Origin of the sequence: Lysinibacillus sp. NPDC095746 (genome assembly GCF_044763535.1) — a bacterium.
Taxonomy (GTDB): domain Bacteria; phylum Bacillota; class Bacilli; order Bacillales_A; family Planococcaceae; genus Lysinibacillus.
Genome location: NZ_JBIWGL010000003.1, coordinates 190103 through 214626 on the forward strand (window position 1 = coordinate 190103; position 24524 = coordinate 214626).

General features: G+C 38.2%; 19 protein-coding genes. 6 read left to right on the top strand and 13 right to left on the bottom strand.

Going from position 1 to position 24524, the window contains the following annotated elements; all coding sequences use genetic code 11:
* Position 1: 1 nt before the first annotated feature.
* The 10 genes from ACIQ7N_RS03980 to ACIQ7N_RS04025 all read right to left on the bottom strand — a co-directional run bounded on the left by ACIQ7N_RS03980 (position 2) and on the right by ACIQ7N_RS04025 (position 11169).
* Positions 2–751, bottom strand: a complete 750-nt coding sequence (locus tag ACIQ7N_RS03980; RefSeq protein WP_132357888.1) for a Stp1/IreP family PP2C-type Ser/Thr phosphatase — start codon at positions 749–751, stop codon at positions 2–4.
* Positions 752–757: 6 nt separating this feature from the next.
* A complete protein-coding gene (gene rlmN, locus ACIQ7N_RS03985) occupies positions 758–1900 on the bottom strand; it encodes a dual-specificity RNA methyltransferase RlmN (protein WP_132357479.1) in 1143 nt (380 codons plus the stop codon).
* Entirely contained in the window at positions 1900–3261 is a 1362-nt protein-coding gene (gene rsmB, locus ACIQ7N_RS03990) for a 16S rRNA (cytosine(967)-C(5))-methyltransferase RsmB (RefSeq protein ID WP_402930394.1), read from the bottom strand. The genes rlmN and rsmB overlap by 1 nt, the downstream gene beginning before the upstream one ends.
* Positions 3258–4199 (bottom strand): methionyl-tRNA formyltransferase, encoded by a 942-nt coding sequence (gene fmt, locus ACIQ7N_RS03995; RefSeq protein ID WP_402930395.1) that lies wholly within the window; start codon positions 4197–4199, stop codon positions 3258–3260. The genes rsmB and fmt overlap by 4 nt, the downstream gene beginning before the upstream one ends.
* Position 4200: 1 nt before the next feature.
* Positions 4201–4695, bottom strand: a complete 495-nt coding sequence (gene def, locus ACIQ7N_RS04000) for a peptide deformylase (RefSeq protein WP_402930396.1) — start codon at positions 4693–4695, stop codon at positions 4201–4203.
* An 816-nt stretch (positions 4696–5511) separates the two neighbouring features.
* Complete coding sequence (priA, locus tag ACIQ7N_RS04005) at positions 5512–7926, bottom strand: primosomal protein N' (protein ID WP_402930398.1); 2415 nt, start codon at positions 7924–7926, stop codon at positions 5512–5514.
* Positions 7923–8933 carry a bifunctional phosphopantothenoylcysteine decarboxylase/phosphopantothenate--cysteine ligase CoaBC gene (gene coaBC / locus ACIQ7N_RS04010; protein WP_402930400.1) on the bottom strand — a complete coding sequence of 337 codons (1011 nt, stop codon included), beginning with the start codon at positions 8931–8933 and terminating at the stop codon, positions 7923–7925. Before coaBC ends, priA begins: the two co-directional genes overlap by 4 nt.
* A 466-nt stretch (positions 8934–9399) precedes the next feature.
* Positions 9400–9627 carry a DNA-directed RNA polymerase subunit omega gene (gene rpoZ, locus ACIQ7N_RS04015; protein WP_004227380.1) on the bottom strand — a complete coding sequence of 76 codons (228 nt, stop codon included), beginning with the start codon at positions 9625–9627 and terminating at the stop codon, positions 9400–9402.
* A gap of 4 nt (positions 9628–9631) precedes the next feature.
* Positions 9632–10249, bottom strand: a complete 618-nt coding sequence (gmk, locus tag ACIQ7N_RS04020; protein ID WP_132357484.1) for a guanylate kinase — start codon at positions 10247–10249, stop codon at positions 9632–9634.
* Between the two features lie 44 nt (positions 10250–10293).
* A complete protein-coding gene (locus ACIQ7N_RS04025; RefSeq protein WP_402930401.1) occupies positions 10294–11169 on the bottom strand; it encodes a YicC/YloC family endoribonuclease in 876 nt (291 codons plus the stop codon).
* 961 nt (positions 11170–12130) lie between these two features.
* Here ACIQ7N_RS04025 and ACIQ7N_RS04030 point away from each other — a divergent pair.
* The 6 genes from ACIQ7N_RS04030 to ACIQ7N_RS04055 all read left to right on the top strand — a co-directional run bounded on the left by ACIQ7N_RS04030 (position 12131) and on the right by ACIQ7N_RS04055 (position 20669).
* Positions 12131–13828 (top strand): Rqc2 family fibronectin-binding protein, encoded by a 1698-nt coding sequence (locus ACIQ7N_RS04030; protein WP_402930402.1) that lies wholly within the window; start codon positions 12131–12133, stop codon positions 13826–13828.
* A 1230-nt stretch (positions 13829–15058) separates the two neighbouring features.
* A complete protein-coding gene (locus ACIQ7N_RS04035; protein WP_402930403.1) occupies positions 15059–16708 on the top strand; it encodes a peptide ABC transporter substrate-binding protein in 1650 nt (549 codons plus the stop codon).
* 122 nt (positions 16709–16830) lie between these two features.
* On the top strand, positions 16831–17760 hold the full coding sequence (locus ACIQ7N_RS04040; protein ID WP_402930404.1) for an ABC transporter permease: 930 nt from the start codon (positions 16831–16833) through the stop codon (positions 17758–17760).
* Positions 17760–18680 carry an ABC transporter permease gene (locus ACIQ7N_RS04045; RefSeq protein ID WP_402930406.1) on the top strand — a complete coding sequence of 307 codons (921 nt, stop codon included), beginning with the start codon at positions 17760–17762 and terminating at the stop codon, positions 18678–18680. Before ACIQ7N_RS04040 ends, ACIQ7N_RS04045 begins: the two co-directional genes overlap by 1 nt.
* 14 nt (positions 18681–18694) lie before the next feature.
* Positions 18695–19750 carry an ABC transporter ATP-binding protein gene (locus tag ACIQ7N_RS04050; RefSeq protein ID WP_132357490.1) on the top strand — a complete coding sequence of 352 codons (1056 nt, stop codon included), beginning with the start codon at positions 18695–18697 and terminating at the stop codon, positions 19748–19750.
* Positions 19743–20669: an ABC transporter ATP-binding protein gene (locus ACIQ7N_RS04055; RefSeq protein ID WP_402930407.1), complete on the top strand. Its 927-nt coding sequence runs from the start codon at positions 19743–19745 to the stop codon at positions 20667–20669. The genes ACIQ7N_RS04050 and ACIQ7N_RS04055 overlap by 8 nt, the downstream gene beginning before the upstream one ends.
* 152 nt (positions 20670–20821) lie before the next feature.
* On the opposite strand, the gene opp4C is transcribed toward ACIQ7N_RS04055, so the two are convergent.
* The 3 genes from opp4C to opp4A all read right to left on the bottom strand — a co-directional run bounded on the left by opp4C (position 20822) and on the right by opp4A (position 24515).
* Entirely contained in the window at positions 20822–21730 is a 909-nt protein-coding gene (gene opp4C / locus ACIQ7N_RS04060; RefSeq protein ID WP_402930408.1) for an oligopeptide ABC transporter permease, read from the bottom strand.
* 12 nt (positions 21731–21742) lie between these two features.
* Positions 21743–22708, bottom strand: a complete 966-nt coding sequence (gene opp4B, locus ACIQ7N_RS04065; protein ID WP_132357493.1) for an oligopeptide ABC transporter permease — start codon at positions 22706–22708, stop codon at positions 21743–21745.
* 82 nt (positions 22709–22790) lie between these two features.
* On the bottom strand, positions 22791–24515 hold the full coding sequence (gene opp4A / locus ACIQ7N_RS04070; RefSeq protein ID WP_402930410.1) for an oligopeptide ABC transporter substrate-binding protein: 1725 nt from the start codon (positions 24513–24515) through the stop codon (positions 22791–22793).
* Positions 24516–24524: the final 9 nt, after the last annotated feature.

Below are 24524 nucleotides of genomic sequence, written 5' to 3' on the forward strand. Positions count from 1 at the left end.
CTTACACCTCCTCATCTTGCCTTGTGAGTAGCACGAGGGAGATATTGTCTTCTCCCCCGCTTGCATTTGCTAATTCCACAAGCTTTCGTCCTTTTTCTGCTATTGAATCAGGATACGTAATAATTGATGCCATTTCATACACTGTAAGTTTATTGCTTAAACCGTCAGAGCAAATGAGTAAATACGATTTTGATGCTAAATCAACTTCATAAAAGTCTGGTTCAATCGTTTCTTCTGTGCCGACAGCTTTTAAGATGAAATTTTTCTTCGGATGTGTCAACGCTTCCTCTTCACTAATTTCACCATTTTCAACCAGAACATTTACATAGGAATGATCTCTTGTTATTTGTTGTGCACCATCATCAAAGAAATAATACACACGACTATCACCAACATGTGCGATAAAGCAATGATGTTCTTCAATTAACACTGCAATAAACGTCGTGCCCATTCCTTTACAGTCTTCATGTGATAAAGAATAGTCATATATACTTTTATTCAATTGCTTGACTGCTTGTAGTAACCACTCTTTTTTTGATGTTGTTGATGCAAAATGATGTGCCTCTGCCTGTAAAAAAACGGATTCCATCTGTTTCATCGCCATATCACTCGCTACATCGCCAGCATTATGACCACCCATGCCGTCTGCTACAAGTGCTAGCGCAAGACCGTTTGGACGTTTGAAAAATGCCGCACGGTCTTCATTAATTGCTCGTTTTAACCCAATATCACTTTCGACTGTGTATTCCAACACTGGTCACCTCGTCTCTTCAGATCTCTCTTGCGCACGTAATTGACCACACGCAGCAGCAATATCAGAACCTTGCTCTCGGCGGATCGTTACATTAATACCATTCTTCTTTAATGTTTTTTCAAAGGCAAAAATTTGACTACGGGATGTGCGAACATAATCACGTTCTGGTACGTAGTTTACAGGAATTAAGTTCACGTGACATTTAAGTCCTTTTATTAATGCAGATAATTCTTCTGCAATTTCAACAGAATCATTTTCACCAGACATTAAACCATACTCAAAAGTAACACGTCGGCCAGTTTTTTTCGTATAGTAACGAACGGCTTCCATTAATTCATCCAATTTGTAAGCACGTGCAATTGGCATCAGCTTTTGACGAGCCTCTTGGTTTGGTGCGTGTAAGGATACTGCAAAGTTGATTTGTAGCTGTTCATCAGCAAATTCGTAAATTTTAGGGACAATTCCTGATGTTGATACAGTGATGTGACGAGCACCAATATTTAACCCTTTTTCATGGTTGATGACTTTTAAGAAGTTCATCATCGCATCATAATTATCGAAAGGTTCTCCAATACCCATAATGACGATATGTGACACACGTTCGCCCAATTCATCTAAAGTTTGTTGCACTTTGACAACTTGCTCCACGATTTCCCCTGCTAATAAGTGACGTTTTAATCCACCTAAAGTTGACGCACAAAACGTACAGCCAATTCGGCAGCCTACTTGTGTCGTCACACAAACAGAGTTCCCATATTCATGACGCATTAATACAGTTTCAATAGAATAGCCATCTTGTAACTGGAATAAAAACTTGATCGTACCATCTTTGGATTCCTGTTGAATAATTGTTGACAATGTCGTCAATGCAAAACTTGCTTCAAGCTTTTCACGTAATCCCTTCGAAAGGTTAGACATTTCTTCAAATGTTTTGACACGTTTATTATAAAGCCAATCAAAAATTTGCGCTGCACGGAATGGTTTTTCACCATTTTCCTTTAACCATTCTTCTAATTGTTCCGGCTGTAATGAGTATACCGATTCCTTTAAATTTGGTTTTTCTTTTTTTGCGCGTCGAACAGGCTTGTCTTCTGCTTCTTCAACTAAGTCGTTAATACGCTCATTAAATTTCTCTTGATCCACCATTAGTTGGATCCTCCTTTTTTACGAAAGGCGGCAACGAAGAAACCGTCACTGCCAAAGTCTTGTGGAAAGACTTGAAGCATGCCATTTGCTTGCTTTTCCGCTAATTTTGTTGGTAAAGATTCTAGTTGTATAGCTTCCATTTCTGGATGCGTTGTTAAAAAGGCTTCTACAGTACCTTCATTTTCCCTTTTATCTACTGTACATGTACTGTACACAAGCTTGCCATCTATTTTTAATACTTTTGTTGCAGCATCTAATAGTGCCAACTGTATTTTTTGAAGGCTTGCTAAATCTTCTTCTCGCTTTGTATATTTAATATCTGGCTTACGGCGCATAACACCTAAGCCACTACAAGGTGCATCGACTAAAATAGCGTCGAATGATTCTAGTTGTAGAAAATCCGGTGCCTTTCGTCCGTCAATCGGAGCAGTCTCTACGATATCAATCCCTAGACGATCCGTATTATGGTCGATTAAATCTAATTTATGAGGGTGAAGGTCAGTCGCTAAAATTGAACCTTCATTTTTCATAATCTCAGCTATATGTGTTGTCTTTCCTCCCGGAGCTGCACACATATCTAAGACGCGCATGCCAGGTGATGGATGCAAAACATTTGCTGGAATCATTGAGCTTTCATCCTGAATAGTAATAAGCCCTTCTTGAAATGCCTTTGTTCGAGCTGGCTGACCATTTGTTACATATAAACATTCAGGCATTAGCTCGCTTCTTTGCGCTGATAAACCTTCCGCTTCTATGCTGGAAATCGCTTGTTCAACGCTTGCTTTCGTCGTATTTACACGTACAGTCTGCACTGGAGGTACATTATTTTCATGTAGCATTTCAGCCGCTACTTCAATACCGTAGTTATCGACAAAGCGTTGCACTAACCATTCGGGATGACTCGTTTCAATAGCAAGGCGCTCAATTGGATCTTTAATGTCATCAGTAGAAGTTACACCCTGACGTAAAATAGATCGTAAAATACCGTTAACCATTGAAGCTATCCCTTTGTGACCTCGACGCTTAGCAATTTCTACAGCCTCATTTACCGCTGCATGTGGTGGGATACGCGTTAAATAATGCATTTGATATAAAGATAAACGTAAAAGCCAGCGCACCCAATGATCCACTGAGCCACGAATAAATGGCTCTAAATAGTAATCAAGTGTCATTTTATATTGTAAAGTACCATACGTAATTTCTGTTAAAAGCGCACGATCCTTCGCTTCAATTTTATGTCGCTTGATTGTTTCATTTAAAAGCAAATTACTATAAGCTTGATTTTTATCTACTGCTAACAGAATAGAAAGTGCAGCATCACGCACATTTCCATCCCAAATTACTACGCTTTTTTTACTCATTTAAATTGGTCCCCGATCTGTAATTTAGAACCTGTACCACGCAAATATTCCTCTGCTGTCATGCGTTTTTTACCAGCTGGTTGTACATCATACAGGGCAAGTGTTGTACCATTTCCTGCTGCAACTTCAAAATATTCCTTCGAAATCGCAACAACCTCACCTGGTAAAGTATCATGCTTTGTGTTACCAACCTGTGCCCACCAAATTTTAAAGTTTCCATCTTCAAATGTTGTATAGGCAACTGGCCACGGATGAAGACCACGCACTTGATTGTATAAAGTTGTAGCATCCTTTGTCCAATCGATACGTTCCTGTTCACGTGAAATATTGCTTGCAAAGGTTACTTGTGCTTCATCCTGCACTGTACGACTATTTGTTCCATTAATAATAGAAGGAAGTGTATCTTTTAATAATTCACAGCCTACAACACTTAGCTTATCAAATAGTCCTCCTGTATGATCATCCTCTTCAATAGGGATAGCCTTTTGAGATATGATGTCACCGGCATCAAGCTTTTGTGCCATATACATGATCGTTACACCCGTCTCTTTTTCACCATCAATAATCGCTTGGTGAATAGGTGCTCCTCCACGATACTTTGGTAAAAGTGACGCATGGACGTTAATGCAACCAAGCGGTGGTGCATCAAGTAATTCTTTCGGCAAAATTTGTCCAAAAGCGGCTGTTACGACTAGGTCAGGCTGTAAATCAATAATTTGCTGTAATTCCTCAGAACCGCGCAGTTTTTCAGGCTGAATAACAGGTAAACCTAACTCCATAGCTGCTGCTTTAACAGGTGGAGGTGTTAGCACACGCTTACGCCCAACTGGACGGTCTGGTTGTGTAACTACAGCTTTAATATCATAACCTTCATGATGTAGCATACGCAAAATTGGTGCAGAGAAATCAGGTGTCCCCATAAAAATTATTGAAGTCATATTATTCCTCCTCTTCAGCGTACATCGCTTCAAGCTCTTCTTCAGTTACAACACGTTTGATTTTTGAATCAAATAGCACACCATCTAAGTGATCGATTTCATGTAAAATTGCTCGTGCATCAAAGCCTCCCGCTTCTAACTCATACACACGTCCTTCACGGTCACATGCTTCAATTTTCACATAGTCAGGTCGTTCAACCTCACCGTATAATCCCGGGAAGCTTAAGCATCCTTCAATATCTACTTCAGCGCCATCTGTTTCAATGACAGTCGGATTAATCATTTCTAAAATATCTCGTTCCTCACCAAGCTCGACAATGGCAACACGTAATCCTACATTTATTTGCGGTGCAGCAATACCAACACCATCGTATTCAACCATTGTGTCATATAAATCATCTAGTAATGTAATAATTTCTTCATTAATTTCTTTTACTTCCGCGCACGGCGTTGATAATACCTTTGCTGGATGTTCTACAACTTTTTTAATTGCCATGTTATGTTCCTCATTTCTATATTTAAGGCGTATTGCCTTGTCTAATTGTAACGCTACATCATAATCTAGCTAATTCATATCAATTATGCCTTAACACCATAACGTGAGGTTGATTTCCGTTCTGATTGGGCGCTTTCCTGGGGGCGTCCGATGAGCCGCTTCACTCGCGTTGCTCGCTCCAGGGTCTCATCTGTGACGCTGATCCCCAAGGAGTCGCCCAACCTCCACTCCAATCAACTTATATACATTGCATATGTTTTTAGCAAAATGTCATCCCAAACTTCCGATGATGGATCAATTTATTAGAAATCACTTGTATAGCACATCACCAAAGTGTGGGGTTGATTTCCGTTTATGCCGAGGCATAATTGATTCAAGTTTATTGATTAACCAATTATATCTTCTCAAATTAATTAGTGTGTGACTGAATAAAATATCAGATACATTAATTAGAAAACATTGTTTTGAGCAATTAAAGATTTTTGTTGATATTTTGCTTATGAGTGCCCATTTTTAGCAGATTGTAGTGAAGGGCTACTTGACTCCCGCGGGAAAGCGAGACAGACGAGACCCTGCACGAAGCGAAGCGGAGGAAGCGGGTCGGCGCTCGCCCGCAGGAAGCTTTGCTCTGTGCGAAAGCAAAGCGGCAGCTACAAATGTTTTATGTAGCGAAAGCAAAGCGGCAGCTACAAAGCGAGTGGCCCGTAACGGAAATCGACTTCTCCCCAAGGAGTCGCCCAGCCTCTACTTCAATCAACTTATTCGCATGGCATATATTTTAACAAAATGTCATGTCTAATCTGGTGATGAATCATTTTATATAGTCGATGGATCTAAATCTACCGTCATTAATATACCCTGTTTAATCCATTCCGCTCGATACATCGCTAAAAGGCGCTGTAATACAGGAATGAGATTTGGTTCAATTTTATATTTTATCAAACATTGATAACGATATCTATTTTGTAAACGACTAATGCTTGCCGTTGTCGGTCCAATAATGGCTACCTTGTTTGATAAGTTTTCCCTTAGCCAATCTGCTGCACGTCCAGCATACTCTGCTGCCATCATGACATCCTCATGAGATAGTTGAACAAGTGCTACATAATAATACGGTGGATAGCTAGAGCGGCGACGTAAAAACATTTCACGTTCGTAAAATGGCTCATAATCTTGTATTTTGGCCAATTCAATTGCATAATGCTCTGGTGTATACGATTGAACAATAACCTCACCATGCTTTTCATGACGTCCCGCTCTACCACTAACCTGCGTTAATAATTGGAATGTACGCTCCGCTGCACGATAGTCGGGTAAATGCAGAGATGTATCAGCACTAAGTACACCAACAAGCGTAATATTAGGGAAATCAAGACCTTTAGCAATCATTTGCGTCCCGAGCAAAATATCTGCCTGCCCTTCCCCAAATGACTGCAAAATTTCTTCATGTGCACCTTTTTGTTTCGTTGTATCCACATCCATCCGGAGAACCCTTGCCTCCGGAAATAGCTTATAAATTTCTTCCTCGACTTTTTGTGTTCCCGTACCAAAATAACGAATATGCTCACTCTGGCATTGAGGACATATTTGAGGAACACGCTCCTCATAACCGCAATAATGACATTTTAATTTTTCGGTTGTTCGATGATACGTTAACGAGATGTCACAGTTCGGACATTGTACAACCGTTCCACAATCACGGCAAAGCACAAAAGAAGAATAGCCACGACGATTTAAAAATAGCACCATCTGTTCTTTTTTCTCAAGCCGTACACGTATTGCATCAACAAGCTGCTCCGAAAACATAGAACGATTTCCTTTTCGAAGTTCTTCACGCATATCAGCAATATAAACAGTTGGTAACGCTTGATGTAAAGCACGTTGCTTTAAGGATAGCAAACTATATACACCTTTCTTTGCTCTCGCAAATGATTCAAGCGCAGGCGTTGCACTACCTAATATAACAGGACATTTGTAAAATTCACTTCGCCAAATCGCTACATCTCTAGCATGATAACGAGGTGAATCTTCTTGCTTGTAGGTTGATTCATGCTCTTCATCTAAAATAATGAGGCCTAAATTTGTAAAAGGTGCGAAAATGGCTGAACGAGCTCCAACAACAACACTTACTTTTCCTTGCTGAATTTTCCGCCATTCATCATACTTTTCGCCGACAGATAATCCACTATGCATCACAGCCACCATCTCACCAAAACGACTACGAAAACGCTCTGTCATTTGTGGTGTTAATGATATTTCAGGTACTAACATAATGGCTTCCTTACCTTCATCTAACACCTTTTGTATCGCTTGCAAATATATTTCAGTTTTACCGCTTCCCGTGACGCCGTGTAGTAAAAAGGTTTGCGCCATCTGTTCTTCCATCGATTTAGTAATAGCCTTTAGTGCAATATGCTGCTCATTCGTCAACTGTAAAGATTGAGTACGGGCAACTTCCTTTGTAAAGGGATCACGATATACTTCTTCTTGTATAAAATGGGCGGCCCCTTTGTCAATAACTGACTGTAAGACCGCGGAAGATGCACCTGTTTCCTCATAGATTTTCTGTGGCAAATGGACCTCTCCAAGATGTCTGCCCATCCATTCAATCAGTTGACGTTGTTTAGCTGCTCTCGCTGCACCTTCCATTGCTTTATCTATATCTTGCTGATAATCGGATATTTTGACCATCCGTATTTCTTTCACATTGCCTTGCTGCTTTACAACATTTTCAATTTTTACAATTTTATTAGTCATAAGCTGTTTTAATAAAGGAAGTAATTGTGCACGCTCGAATTCTTTGAAATTAGCCTGTTGTCGCTTACCGAAAATAGCCTGAGCCTCATCTGGCAAAGCATCTTTCTCCGCTAATAGCGTTATGATTTTTTCATACTTTGCACGAAGCGCTGAAGGGAGCATGACCTGTAAGGCATCAATTTCATAACAAATCGTTTCGTTTTTTAACCATTTCGCCATTAACAACATTTCTTCGGTTAATACAGGCTCTATATCTAAAATTTGCGCAATAGACTTTAATTTATTAGATGGTACATCTGTGTCATTTTTTAATCCGACTACAAAGCCTAGAACATTTCTTGGCCCGAACGGTACTTTTACACGACAGCCCATCTCGATAATATGTGCCCATTCTATAGGCACTTCATAGTCAAATGGACGATCTACATGGTATGTCGAAACATCCACTATAACCTCTGCAATTAACAAACTCATCGCTTCTCACCCTGTAGTATATATGTCCAAAATGCTTGCGCAAACTGCGTGGCATTTGTCGTATCCCACAGTTGACCATTTACTTCTGCCGTGTCACTAAAATCAATCCACGTGTCAGACATAATTGCTAACATTGGCTCACCAATAACCTTTTGTCCAAAAGTTATGGTGGTCATGCCTTCTACGGATAGCATCGGCGCCCCTTCAATTGTAGGCGTATTTGCTGCATGGATAAAAAATGCAGATGGATAGTGCTTTTTATAATCCTCAAGCTGTTCAAAAAGCTTATGCACGCTTCTTTCGTTCTCATCTATAAGAATTACATTTGCCCCAAGTGTTTTTGCCTCTTTTGCTATTGCCTGACCAATTCTACTATTCGACTGTGTACTAATTATATGGTGCTCGTCCATCGGAACATAAAACGCCCCAGCTGTAACTACAACCGTTTTACCAGCTAACGGCTTATGCTTCTCTGAAAAAAACGCTTGCACAAGCGCCGTTATTTTTTCTGGCTCCTCTAAACGACCTTTTCCAACATAGCCGCACGCTAAAAATCCTTCCGAAGGCTCAATAAATTGATAGCCATCAGAATGTAACTGCGCCAAATTTCGTTTTACCGCTGGATGGTCATACATATGTACATTCATCGCTGGTGCAAGCCATACTGGGGCAGTTGTTGCAAGCAAGGTCGTCGTTACCATATCGTCTGCAATTCCATTCGCCAGTTTCCCTATGATATTTGCAGTAGCTGGTGCAACTAAAATTAAATCTGCCCAATCCGCCAAATCAATATGGGCAATCACACTCGAATCCTTTTCATCAAAAGTATCGAAAAAAACATCATTTTTGGACATAACTTGAAAACTCAGCGGATTCACAAATTGTCTTGCTGATGCTGTCATGATAACCTTTACAGTTGCTCCTGCCTGAGATAGCTTACTAACTAAAGCGACAGCCTTATAAACTGCTATCCCCCCTGAAACACAAAGTAAAATATTTTTATTCATGCACAATCGTCCTTTCAAATGATAAGCTCCCAAAGGAACATTCCCCGGGAGCTCTCGACATTCTGTATAATCAAAAATCCACTGCAGACGATCAATTATGCCTCGGCATAATTGCGTCCGAAAATCAGCTTTGTGCTTTGGCCTGCACATGCAGGTCAGTTAGCCGTTATCGCACGGATGCGACGATTTATGAACTCATTTCCGATTCCGGGACATCCGCCGGAGGCTTTAGGCCGGGCACATTGTTGGTCACTCAGTCGTTGCCACAGGACGTGGCGTTCTTGACTGAGTTCCTCTATTTCAGCGGTTGTTTGGACATCCGCTGAAAAGTAGCTTAAATCGGCATTCATCTCACCTATAAAGGCGGGAGACTTCTGTAGCTGACGCTTCGCTTTCGTTACAGGATATAAATGCTGAAAGAAGTTAACATTAATTTAGCGATGTAGCAAAAACTTTCTTATCAAAGTTAGATTTCGTCTTCGTACACAGTTGACTCATCCTGTGATACTTTCGTAAGTACACCTGCTGCTACTTCTTCAAGTGCTTTCCCTACATATTTATGGGAAACGTATTTGTGTAAACGTTCAGTGTCTTGTTCCTCTTGCATTTGACGAGCACGTTTAGATGCTAGACTTACTAAAGAGTATTTTGAATCGATTTCTTTTTTTAATGCATCTACTGATGGGTATAACATAGGTTTATTCTCCTCTCAACATTGACAAATATCTTTTTTCAACACGTTCTCTACGACAATGCTCAGCTTTAATAATCGCGTTTATACGATCACAAGCATTTGTCACTTCATCATTTTCAACTACATAATCATAAAGGCTCATCATTTCAAGCTCTTCACTTGCAGTTGCAATACGCTTCGCAATAACGTCTGCTGTTTCCGTCCCTCGACCAACTAAACGGTCTTTTAATTCCGTTAAGCTTGGTGGGGCTAAGAAAATAAATAATGCATCTGGTGCCTTTTTGCGGATTTGTGCAGCACCTTGCACTTCAATTTCTAAAAACACATCACGTCCTGCATCTAGTGTTTCATTTACGTAGGCTAACGGTGTTCCGTAATAATTCCCTACAAATTCAGCATGCTCCAATAAGCCACCCTGTTCAATCAACGCTTCAAATTCTTCACGTGTCTTGAAAAAATAGTCTACACCATCTACTTCACCTTCGCGAGGATTTCGTGTTGTCATCGAGATGGAATACTCATAATTCGTATTCGGCTGAGAAAATAATTCTTTTCGCACTGTCCCTTTACCTACACCAGATGGGCCAGACAGAACAATTAATAATCCACGTTCTTTTATCATTTATTCTCTATATCTCCCTTAATTTATAACAGATACAAAGCAAGCTATTCGATATTTTGAACTTGCTCACGCATCTTTTCTAAAATTGTTTTCGCCTGAACTACTGCAACGGCCGCCTCTGTTGACTGATTTTTGGAACCAATCGTATTGATCTCGCGGTGTATTTCCTGCATTAAAAAGTCTAATTTACGACCAACTGAAATCATTTCTTGTAATGTTTCTTCCAGTTGATTAAAGTGACTATCTAATCGATCCAATTCTTCAGTGATGTCCACACGTTCTGCGAATATCGCTACTTCGGCAAGTAGGCGATCTTCTAACAACGCTCCATCCGCCACTTGAGAAATTCGTTCCGATAATCGTGTACGATATTTTTCTACAGCAAGAGATGCACATGAACGAATCTGGTTCACTTGTTCCATTAACTGTTCTTTATATTGTACAACAACATCATGTAATTCTTGCCCTTCACGCTCACGCATTTGAATGAGCTGTTCAAGTGCTTGTGAAATAGCCTTTTCAACAGCAAAGAGTAAATCCTCAGGTGTAAGCTGTGGCTTTTCTTGTACAAGTGCTTGTTCAAGCGATAATAGCTCTTGCATTGTCCATTTTTCTTCTAGTGGTACTTTACTTGCTAATTGCTCTTTTGCCTTACGATACGCTTCAATTAATGACCAATTAATTTCAATAGATTGCTCGACGTTCTCTAAATCCTTAACATAAACCATCACATCAATTTTGCCACGTGACAAAGCTTGCGAAATTAATTTCTTTGCAAAAATTTCTGCTTCAAGCCATTCTTTCGGGAATTTTGCATTGATTTCTAAAAATCGATGGTTGACCGAGCGCATTTCTACGGTTAATTGAAAGTCTGTTGTTATTGTGACACCTCTGCCAAAACCAGTCATACTACGCACCAAGGTTCGTCACACCTTTCTTTGCATACTGGCATTATTATAACATAAGCTCTGTCATTTATGATGTCTCTCCGCAAAAAATTAGATCAATTTCGCCTTAGCAAAATTGTAGCTGTCGCTTTGCTTTCGCTACAGAAAACATTTGTTGCTGTCGCTAGGTCGTTAGACAACCAATAAATGAAAATAGAACAAAAGCTAATTCTACCACATTCGAAGCTATATTTTAATATTCACCTAAAAAATGCTATGATAAACATAAGGAAAAACTCATTAGCAAAGTATAGAGATGACATTTGTGAAAATGTATGCCATGTTTAGAAGATGATTAAAGTCAAGAACAGGCGACTCATCGGGGAAGCCGATTTCCGTTACGGGCTACTTGCTTTCCTGCGGGCGAGCGTCGCTCCGTGCAGGGTCTCGTCTGTCTCGCTTTCCCGCGGGAGTCAAGTAGCCCTTCACTACATCTGCTAAAAATTGTCACTTTTAAGCAAAATATCAACAAAAAAACCCTTAAATTGCTCAAAACAATATTTTCTAATCAATCAATATTTCTTCACAAATTAATTCAGTTGCAATCTAAATAATTTGTGAAGATAAAAGAGGTAAACGATACACCCTGATCAATTATGCCTCGGCATAATTGCGTCCTTTCCGATTTCGTGACATCTGCCAGAGGCTTTAACTTCTTTCAGCGGATGTTTCACAAATGATGTCTATTATGACTTTTCAGCGGAATTTAAGGATGACATTTTGCTAATACGTATGTCATGCATATAAGTTGATTGGAGTGGAGGCTTGGCGACTCATCGGACTCCCCCAGGAAAGCGCAGAAATCAACCACACATTATGCCGATGAGTCATAAATAAAGTGCATTTATGCTTCAGCAGAGTGATGAGAATGCACCATTAAAAAAATAAATACGAAAGTACCAAGATGCTTATATCTTTGGAAAGAGGAATTCATATGGCATTTGATGGCTTATTTACTTATTCAATGACAGCCGACCTTCAACAATTAGTAACAGGTCGGATCACTAAAATACATCAACCAAACGCTCAGGAAGTTGTGCTACATATCCGTGCGAACGGAAGTAATCATAAATTACTTTATTCGATTCACCCTTCTTACGCACGTGTTCACCTTACTGAGCAATCTATAGAAAATCCAGCAGAGCCCCCAATGTTTTGCATGCTGTTGAGAAAACATTTAGAGGGTGGTTTTATTTCTTCTATTAAACAGCACGATTTTGATCGAATTATAATAGTAGAAATTGAAAGTAAAAATGAAATAGGCGACCCTATTGTTAGGGAGTTACATGCTGAAATTATGGGCCGTCATAGTAATCTGTTATTAATAGATAAAGAACAGGGAAAAATAGTCGACAGCTTAAAGCATTTGCCACCTTCCGTGAATAGTTTCCGTACAATTTTACCTGGTCAGCCTTATATCGCACCGCCCGCACAGAATAAATGGCACCCTCTAGCAGTAACCGACGAACAGCTTATACTGTTTTTCTCTGAACCAAAAACAGCTAAGGAAGTAGTTTCGCAATTTATTGGTTTCTCGCCTATACATGCTGAGGAATTATTATTCCGATTAACAGACACAGATGATCGTGTAAATTGCTTTAAACATTTTATAGCTTCCTTTAATAATGGCGGAACAAAGCCGATGTATGTAAACACAAATAATAAAACGTACTTCTCACCAATCGCGCTAACACATTTGCAAGGAGATGTAACGATTTATCCAAATGTCCATGAGCTACTTGACCGTGTATTCTTTGCTCGAGCTGAGCGTGATCGTGTCAAACAGCAGGCTGGTGATTTGGAGCGATGGCTACAAAATGAAATTGACAAACTTATGTTAAAAACTAAAAAGTTGAATAAAGACTACGAACGCGCATCTAAGCTAGATCAGTTCCAATTATATGGAGAATTACTGATGGCAAATATTTATTCGTTTGAAAGAGGTGAAAAGGAAGTAACTGTCACTAACTATTATAGTGACACCGGAGATGAAAAAATCACCATTCCAGTGAGTGAACGTAAAACACCTGTTGAAAATGCTCAAAGCTATTACACAAAATACACAAAAGCAAAAAATGCCCTTATTATGGTTCAAGAACAGTTAGAAAAAACGAAAGAGGAAATTGCCTATTTCGAAATGCTTGCTCAGCAAGTACAACAAGCTGCTCCTGGAGATATCGAAGAAATTCGCGAAGAATTAGCAGAACAAGGTTACTTGAAATTACGTCATGCACGAAAAAAGAAAAAACAAGCGAAGCCTGAGCCTGAACGTTACGTCTCGTCAACAGGTGTAGCGATTTCGGTTGGTAAAAATAACAAACAAAATGACATGCTTACATTTAAAATTGCTAAACGCACGGATATTTGGTTGCATACGAAGGATATTCCAGGCTCACATGTTGTCATCCATACAAGTGAACCTGACGAAACGACATTACGAGAAGCTGCAACACTTGCTGCCTATTTTTCAAAAGCAAGAAACTCTTCCTCTGTTCCAGTAGATTACACAGAAATACGTCAAGTAAAAAAGCCAAATGGCGCTAAACCTGGGTTTGTTATTTACTTTGAACAAAAGACTGTATACATCGATCCAGATGAAGCTGTCATTTTACAACTAAAAAAACAGTCCTAAAGATTGAAGCTGGGACATAACTGCTTAAAACCTAAAAAGCGCGAGAAATCCATTTTAGAAATGTTGATTTCTCGCGCTTTACTAATGTTATTTTTCATTGTACCTTCCTAGCCTCTCAAACTGTAGACAAACTCTTTAATTATTAGATTTATTCGTAATTCAGTATGTTGTGGAGATACGTCTCGTTATCTCTATGGTGAGCTTATCGTAGAGATGAAAAGCTGCCTCGGCATAATTGATTCATTTAAGCAGAGCATTTCTTTCATCGAAATGCACTACATTTCTAATATCGAATGTGCAACGCTACCATAGTTAGGAGACTCCCCTCATATACGGGCTAATAATCCTTCATACGCATAAGAAAGCTTTCGCCTTTAACGACCGTTAATCGCAACTTCACTGTTTATTTTTAGGAAGACTACCATTTAGTTAGTTATATATGGTAAAATAGACCATGCAAATATTTCTGCTCTTTAAGTTCTAGCTACATAACGGATAGTAACTTTATGTAGGAGCTTTCCTCCTAAGCAAGACAATTGAATTTCTCCATAAAACAACATCAAAAATAAACGTGCTTTTCCATTTATTGCATGCAAAATCCTACATTTATATAATTAATTCTATGCATTGATTTTATACAACATTGTATATTCAAGTAATGTGTAAATTATTTCAAAAAAACATATTTTACTAAATACCCGATATTTATTCTTTAAGAGAGGCACATTTTACTCTAATTTTTCTTTCTTCTCTTTTATACTGGTTAATCTTAGATAAATACAAAACAAGTTTCTTATATATCATTAATAGATAAAAATATTCATTCTTCGAGAAAATAAATTACAAAAAATACGTTTCTAGGAATCTAAATCACTCTTTTTTACAATGATTTTCTACAATTCTACACAAATTCCTTAAATATTCCACATATGACTTTAGACTCATTTTTCAAATAACAATAGCGTTATCTGAACAATAAGAATTTTCGATATAGTATGTCACTTTTTTATTTTTATTCTATTTTTGATGTATTGACCAAATAAATATCATTTTTTTATCATGTAAGCGCTTTCTTGATTTAAAGTGGTGAATCAGAAAAAGTTATTATCTTCAAAAATGTCAGATAATACTATATAAATTCGAATATTTTTTATTTTGTACACAATGATTTTTTTGGTATATTAAATAAGAGCTTCATAGAAGGCTTAAAATTGTATAAGGGGGATTTACATGAATAAAAACAAAAAGTTTTTATTATTAACTGTCCTTGCAGTATTCTCATTAGTACTGGCTGCATGTGGCTTCGGTGGTGAAAAGTCTGATAATTCTTCATCTTCAGACGGCAGTAAAGATTCTGGTTCAAAATCTAAGGAGCTTAACTTAGCAATTACTTCAGAACCACCATCTTTAAACCCAGGACTTGCAGAAGATACTACATCTAGTGCAATCTTAATTAATGTTTTCGAGGGTCTAACTGTGTCAGACGCTGAAGGTAAGCCTACTCCAGGTATGGCTGAAAAGTGGGAAATCAGTCCTGATAAAAAGACTTACACTTTCCATTTACGTGATGCAAAATGGTCAAATGGCGATCAAGTTGTAGCTGGCGATTTTGAATATGCTTGGAAATGGGCATTAAATCCAGATAACCTTTCTGCGTATTCTTCTATTTTCTACCCAATTAAAGGGGCTCAAGCTTACCACCAAAATGGCGGTTCTGCTGATGACGTTGGTGTCAAAGCTGAAGATGACAAAACTTTAGTCGTAACTTTAGAAAACCCAACTCCGTATTTCCTAGAATTAACAGGATTCAAAACTTATTTACCAGTTAACAAAAAAGTGACTGAAGCTAATAAACAATGGTACGCAGACGCAGGTGAAAATTACGTAACAAATGGTCCTTATAAATTAAGCGATTGGCAACATGACGCTTCTATCACTCTTACAAAATTTGAAGATTATTGGGATGCTTCAAATGTTGATGTTGATACTGTAAATATTGCTATGATTGAAAAAGAACCAACTGTTGCTACTAACTTTAAATCTGGCTCACTTGACTATATTGGTGCACCATTCCAAACAGTAGATCTTAATGCAATTGATGGCTTCAAAAAAGATGGTTCTTTAAGAATCAAGGACCAAGCAAGTATTTATTGGTATAAATTCAATACAAAAGACAAAATTATGAACAATGCAAATATCCGTAAAGCTCTTGCTCTAGCAATCGATCGTCAAACATTAATTGACAACGTAACTAAAGGTGAACAAAAACCGGCTACAGGTATGATTCCGGTAGCAGTTCCTAACTTTACAGAAGACCGTGGTTACTTCAAAGATAATGATGTTGCTGCAGCAAAAGCTGCTCTTGAAGCAGGGATGAAAGAACTTGGTATTAAAGACGCTAAAGATATTAAAGTGAATATTTCATTCAACACTTCTGAAGCGCATGCAGCAATCGCTCAATATATTCAAGAAGAATGGAGCAAAAAACTTGGTATTTCATCTCAGTTAGATAACTCAGAATGGCAAGTTTATATTGACAAATTAAAAACTGGTGACTATCAAATTGGTCGTATGGGCTGGGTAGCTGATTATCTTGATCCATATACATTCCTTGAACAGTTCGATACAGCTAAAAATGGTAACAACCAAACAGGTTGGGAAAATGCTGAGTACAAAAAATTATTGGACAAAGCAGTTGCTGAGGTAGACGAAGCTAAACGTCTTGATTATTTAAAACAAGCCGAAGCAATTATTATGACAGAATTCCCAGTTGCACCTATTTACTACTACACTAACTTGTCAGTAGTTAAAAAAGGTATTGAAAACTTAGATCCAAATCCAACTGGTGATATTCACCTTAAATACGTAAAGATTAAATAATAATTTCTTTTAAGCTCTAAGCGGAGAGCTGCCTCGTAGCCCTTGCGGCGCGAGTCAGCTCTTTTTAAAATACGAAGGCACTTATTTGTCAGAAAATTGACAAATAGAAGGAGGAGTTTTATGTGATTAAATATATTTTGAAAAGGCTGATGTATATACTTCTCGCGCTTTTCGTCATCGTAACGGCTACGTTTTTCCTATTGCGTCTTGCTCCTGGTAACCCATTTGCATCTGAACGTAATTTACCTCCTCAAATAGAGGCAAAGTTAAACGAAACGTATGGATTAAATAACCCTTGGTATATTCAGTACAAAGATTATTTAATCGATGCGGCCACTTTTAATTTCGGTGAATCTATGAAATATAAAGCGCGTTCTACAAATGATATGATTGCGGATGGCTTCCCTGTATCGTTAACTTTAGGAATTGAAGCGATGCTGCTAGCAATTGGATTTGGTGTATTAATCGGTGTAATTGCTGCGCTTTATCATAATAGGTGGCCAGATTATTTGGCAACGACCTTTGCGGTGCTCGGAATTTCCGTTCCATCTTTTATATTAGCTGGACTTATGCAGTATTTCCTTGCTTACAAGCTCCAATTATTCCCAATAAGTGGATGGAAAGGCTTTGCTTATAGTATATTGCCAGCCTTAGCTATTGCATTATCGCATATGGGCTTTATTGCTAAACTAGTACGTTCAAGTATGCTCGATCAAAATAATAGTGATTACGTAAAAATGGCTCGTGCAAAAGGTATAGGTAAATGGACAATCGTCTTCCGCCATACTTTACGAAACGCCCTCTTACCAGTCGTTACTTATTTAGGTCCATTAACAGCTGCTGTTGTTACAGGTAGCTTCATTGTAGAGTCAATTTTTGCGGTTCCTGGATTAGGTAAGCACTTTGTGCAAAGTATTACGAACCGTGATTATACTGTTATTATGGGGACAACCGTGTTCTACGCAATCATTCTTTTATTTGCGGTATTCATCGTAGATATTTTATATAGCGTGATCGATCCGCGAATTAGACTGAAAGGAGCGAAAAAGTAATGACACAGCAACAAATCGAAAAAGATAAATTTAAAATTGTTGGCGGAAATCATGAAGCAACCGAAAAATTAACTGATAAATCTGTCTCTTTTTGGAAGGAAGTATTTATCCGTTTTTCCCATAATAAAATGGCCATTTTTGGCTTAATTGCTTTAATAATTATTGTTTTAATGGCTACCTTTGTACCAATGTTGTCACAATACCACTATAGCGATCAATTAGGTGCTTTTAATGCCCCACCATCATCAGAATTTTGGTTTGGTACAGATGATTTAGGTCGAGATATTTTCGTTCGCATATGGGCTGGCGCTCGTATTTCTTTATTCATCGGGTTTGCTGCGGCAATCATAGACTTGATCATTGGTGTATTATGGGGAAGTATTTCTGGTTTAGCAGGCGGTCGTGTTGACAATATTATGATGCGTATTGCCGATGTTTTAACAGCAGTACCTTACCTTTTAGTAGTAATCGTACTTTTAGTAGTATTAGAACAAGGTATTTTTCCAATGATTATTGCATTATCCATTACAGGTTGGATCAATATGGCCCGTATTGTACGTGGTGAAGTATTATCTATTAAAAATCAAGAGTATGTTTTAGCGGCTCGTACATTGGGCGCAAGAACAGGACATTTAATTATCAAACATTTAGTGCCAAATGCACTTGGTGCGATTTTAGTATCCATGACATTAACAGTGCCAACTGCTATTTTTACTGAGTCTTTCCTTAGTTATTTAGGACTTGGGGTTCCTGCCCCACAAGCCTCTTGGGGAACAATGGCATCTGATGGAAATGGCGCGATTGCCAATGCTCCTTGGCGTTTAATATTCCCTGCACTGTTCATTTCACTAACAATCTTTGCGTTTAACGCAGTTGGTGACGGCTTACGTGATGCATTAGATCCAAAACTACGTAAATAAGGAGGTGGCCGAATATGAGTAAAACCATTTTAGAAGTAAAAGATTTAAAAATAAACTTTAAAACGTATGCAGGACTAGTTCACGCTGTTCGTGGTGTAAACTTTGACTTAAAAGAAGGTGAAACACTAGCAATCGTTGGTGAATCAGGTTCTGGTAAGAGTGTTACGAGTAACGCATTAATGAAACTAATTCCACAGCCACCTGGTATTTATGAGTCAGGACAGATTTTATTTAACGGTCGTGATTTAGTTGCTTTAAGTGATAAGGAAATGTCAAAAATACGCGGAAATGAAATTGCAATGATTTTCCAAGATCCAATGACAAGCTTAAACCCGACGATGAAGGTCGGACGTCAAATAACTGAAGTTATTTTACAACATAAAAAAGTATCAAAAGCTGATGCTAAAAAACGGGCAATCGAACTTTTAACGCAGGTAGGTATCCCCTTCCCTGAAAAACGTTATAACCAATACCCGCATGAATTTTCAGGCGGTATGCGCCAACGTGTTGTTATTGCCATCGCACTCGCAGCTGATCCTAAGCTTCTAATTGCCGATGAACCAACAACAGCTTTAGACGTTACCATTCAAGCGCAAATTTTAGAGCTAATGAAAGAAATCCAAAAAAATTCGAAAACATCGATCATTTTCATTACCCACGATTTAGGTGTCGTGGCGAACATTGCCGACCGAGTTGCAGTTATGTATGCAGGTCAAATCGTTGAATATGGTACTGTTAATGATATTTTCTATAATCCTAAGCATCCATATACATGGGGTCTGCTTGGTTCAATGCCAGACTTAGATAACGATACGGATGAGCTATTACGCACGATTCCTGGTTCACCACCAGATCTTACGAACCCTCCAAAGGGCGATGCGTTTGCCGCTCGTAACGAGTTTGCAATGGCTATTGACTACGAGCAAGAGCCTCCGATGTTCCAAGTAAGTGAAACGCACTTTGCAAAAACTTGGTTGATGCATCCTGATGCACCAAAAATTCCGCTTCCAGATGAGGTTGCTAAACGTATTGAAGGATATTTAGCAAAGGAGGCACAATCAAATGACTAAAACAGGCGCAAAAAAAGTTCTTGAAATTAAAAATTTAAAGCAGCATTTCGGTTCAGCAAGTAACCCTATTAAAGCAGTTGACGGTATTAGCTTCGATGTCTATGAAGGTGAAACACTCGGTCTTGTAGGAGAATCAGGCTGTGGTAAATCGACAACTGGTCGTTCCATTATTCGCCTGTACGACATTACAGATGGGGAAATTATTTTCGATGGCGAGAACGTCCATGGGAAAAAATCTAAAAATGACTTAAAGAAATTTAATCGTCAAATGCAAATGATTTTCCAGGATCCATACGCTTCATTAAATCCTCGTATGACAGCCGGAGAAATCATTAGTGAAGGCTTTACGATTCACGGTCTTTACAAGGATAAAAAGGAGCGTCGTGAAAAAGTAAATCAACTGCTAGAGGCTGTTGGCTTAAACAAAGAGCACGCAAACCGTTATGCTCACGAATTCTCTGGCGGTCAGCGTCAACGTATTGGAATTGCTCGTGCGCTAAGCTTAGATCCTAAGTTTATTATCGCCGATGAACCTATTTCTGCACTTGACGTGTCAATTCAAGCACAAGTTGTAAACTTATTAAAACAACTGCAAAAAGAACGTGGATTAACATATCTTTTCATTGCCCATGACTTATCAATGGTTAAGTATATCAGTGACCGTATCGCTGTTATGTACCGTGGTAAAATCATGGAAATCGGTAAAGCAGATGATATATACAATCACCCTGTTCATCCGTATACAAAATCATTATTATCTGCGATCCCACTTCCTGACCCAATGTCAGAAAAACGCCGTCAACGTATACCGTACAAGCATACAGAGGTTGACGATAGCGCAACATATCACGAAGTTGGCGATCAGCATTACGTTTATGGTACTGCAGACCTTGTGAAAACTTGGATTGCTAATCGATAAAAACTTATAAATCCATCCTTTATTTATTACTGGATGGATTTTCATCTTTTTTTATGCCATTCACGTAAATAAAAATTTAACACCTTTAAAAGTGAGAATTTATTACTTTTAAAGGTGCTTTATTTTCTGCTAAAACAAATCAAGCTTGTCTATTACCTTCTTGATTTTGGATTTAAAGCATCTTTTAATCCTTCTCCAATAAAGTTGATAGACAAAATAACTAGCGTGATAGCCGTTGCAGGTGGTACCCACATCCAAAGCTTATCCTTTAGTACATCTGAGTTTCTAGCCTCAGATAGCATATTGCCCCAGCTAGGTGTATCAGCCGGAACCCCAAGGCCTAAAAAACTTAAACTCGATTCCGCAACAATTGTTACCGCCATCAATAATGTTGCCTGTACAATAATCGTCGATGCAACGTTAGGCAATAAGTGCTTAATGATTATTTTTGATGGTTTACAGCCAATTGACTGAGCAGCTAATATATACTCATTTTCCTTTTCAGTTAAAACCCTACTTCGTACTATTCTTGCAACGCTTCCCCACATTAAAAGTGATATAACAATTATTAATGTCCATAGACCGGATATTTTTCCTGAAAGTATAGTATTTAAAACAATACAGAAAACTAAAAATGGAAACATTAATACGAAATCAGTAAATCGCATTAACATTTGATCTATTTTCCCTCCAAAATACCCTGAAATAGCACCAACAGATGTACCGATCATCACAATAAAAATCATACAGCCTAATCCAACTGTTAAAGATGATCTACCAGCGTAGAGCATTCTAGTAAAAACATCTCGTCCATTCGTATCTGTTCCTAGCCAATGCTCGCTTGATGGAGGTAGACTAATTTTCATAAAGTCGACACGTACAATATCTTTTGTTGTAATATAAGGAGCTAAAAACGATACAACGATAACGATTAGTAAAAAAATTAGACTAATCATCGCTAATTTATTTTTAACAAACTTTCGTCTCGCTATCACCCATGGCGAGGGGCTTTTTTTCGGTGTCTTTGGCGATAAAACTTCTTGATCAGTTACCAATGTCATATTTTCCCCTCCTTAATCTAGTCTAATACGCGGATCTACAACACCATATAATATATCCGCCACCAAATTTCCAAAAAGTGTTAAAAACGAAAGTAACATTGTTATCGACATCATGACCGCATAATCTCTACGTCCAACAGATTCTAAAAAGAGTGCGCCTATCCCCGGATAAGTAAAGATGGTTTCTGTTATTACCGCACCACTAATTAATGTGGCAATATCAAAACCTAGATACGTAATTATTGGAATAATAGAATTCCGTAAAATATGTTTGTTATATATTTTCGACTCTTTTGTTCCCTTTGCTCTCGCTGTTCTTACAAAATCTTTCCTACTATTTTCAATAATGTCATTTCGTAAAAATTGTGTATAGGACGCCGTTCCCATTAATCCTAAAATAAGTGCAGGTAACAAAACATGGTGCATCCTACTCATGTAGTACGCCCAAGTTCCTTCCCCTATACCTACACCTACGGAACCATTGAAAGGAAACCATCCTAGCTTAAAGGAAAAGAAATAAATAGCAACAATCCCTGCAACAAACGATGGAATGGCTAAAGCTAAATAATTATAAGTTGCAATTAAATTATCACCGAGTGTATAAGGTTTTCTTCCTGCATACATTCCCATAAGAAATGCAAAAAAGTACGTAAAAACTAATGATGTTAACGCTAAAAATATTGTATTTGGTATTCGCTGAGCAATAATCTCTGCAGCCGGTTTTTTATAAACTGTAGATTTCCCGAAATCCCCTTGTATAAATTTACCGACCCACCTACCATATTGCACGATAATCGGGTCATTATAGCCTAATTTTTCTCTCATTTCTTCAATGTATTGTGGATTCGTATTAGAAGGATTGATTTCACCAGCAAATGGATCTCCTGGCATCATTTTCGCTAAAAAGAACACCACCACAGAAATAAGGAGTAACAATGGAATCATGCTAAGAAATCTTCTAAGTGTGTATTGAAGCATGTGACGTCTCCTTATCTAGAAATTTACTAACTAGGCCCAATTCATGAAGGTGGCCTAGTTAGTAGGCTTAATAGTTTACAATTTATTCCTCAACATACCATTTATAGACATCTGTTTGGAAACCAACAGCGTTAATATGAACACCTTGTAGTCGATTATTAATGCCATATAAATCTAAGCCTTCCCATAATGGTAGGGCTGGTAATTCTTCATTGAAGTATTTTTGCCATTCCACATAAATTTGCTTACGCTTATCTTTGTCAAATGCTTCTTCACTTAAGCCTTGATCTAATAATTTTTGGTTTTTAGCATCTATATAGCGACCGAAGTTCCATTCTGCATCGTTCCCCCATAATCCAGATGGGTCAGGATCTGCACCTGTACTCCAAGTACCGAAGAATGCTTCTAATGCAACATCATCATTTTTTTTCATATCATTATATAAGTTAAACTCGATTAAAGTACCAGTTGCTTGCTCAGTTTTCACTCCGATATCATTCCAAGCTTGAATAATCGCTTGAGAGCGACCTTCAAAGGCAGCAGGACCAGCATAGTGACCAAATAAAATTTTAAATGGCTTTCCTTTAGGATCTTCTACAAAGCCATCACCATTAATATCTACATAACCTGCAGACTTAAGAAGCTCTTTAGCCTTTTCTGGATTGTGTGCATATTGATTTAAGTCAGATTCCTCTGCAGCAGTCCAGAAGGCACGTGGAACCACAGTATTCGCAACTTCAGCTTTTCCTTCTAAGAAAGCATCGATCATTGCTGGACGGTTAATTGCGTATAATAGTGCTTGGCGCAATTCTTTTGATTTAAACTTATCAAAATCTGCTACATTTTTAAGAGTAGCTTTATCACGATGACCAAAACGAAGACCGATATACGAGTAACTTACACCATTCGTTTCTTCAATACGTACATTTTTCAATGCTGACAATTCTTTCACAGCTTGTGGTCTAATATCCATAATGTCAATTTCTCCGTTTTGGAACGCACCAGCTGCCAATGATGGGTCAATTACTTTTACAATCACCCCATCAAGCTGCGGCTTGCCCTTCCAGTAATCATCAAAACGCTCTAATTCAGAATATTCACCGTCTACAACCTTTTTCACTTTAAACGGTCCTACGCCAACAGGATTTTCACGAACTTGTTTCGACTCGCTTAAATCTTTAACAGCAATACCTTCATAATGTTTCTTTGGCATTGGATAAGACCAAAGATTTTCTAAATTATTTACTTTCACTTTGTCAAAAGTAATTTTCACAGTATATGGATCAACAACTTCGATCCCTTCGATTTTGTCAGCTTTCCCTGCTTTTTTTGCTTTTGCCCCTTTAATATTTTCAACATAATTGAATCGTGGACCATCGTAATCCTTATTAGCTATTGTCTCTAATGCAAATACCCAGTCATCAACTGTTAACTCTTCACCATTGTGCCACTTTACACCTTTCTTAAAGGAAAACGTATAAGTTAATTTATCCTCACTAATTTCCCAAGTTGCTAAATTAGGAACATATTCTAAGTCATCATTTACATCATAAATACCATCCATTGTGAAATTTTGAATATAACTATCTACAATACTTCCATTAAATGCTGGATCAAATACACCTTCAGGCGCTTGGTCAGTACCGAAAGTTACAACATTATTTTTTGCTGTTTCACTAGTCTTTGTGGAATCACCTTTATCTTTTTCCTTATCTTTGTCAGTTGTCGAGTTGTCGCTATTACACGCTGCTAAAAACAAAGCTGTTACTAGCATTAGCATGAAAGCCCATAATGCTGATTTTTTCATTGTTTATCC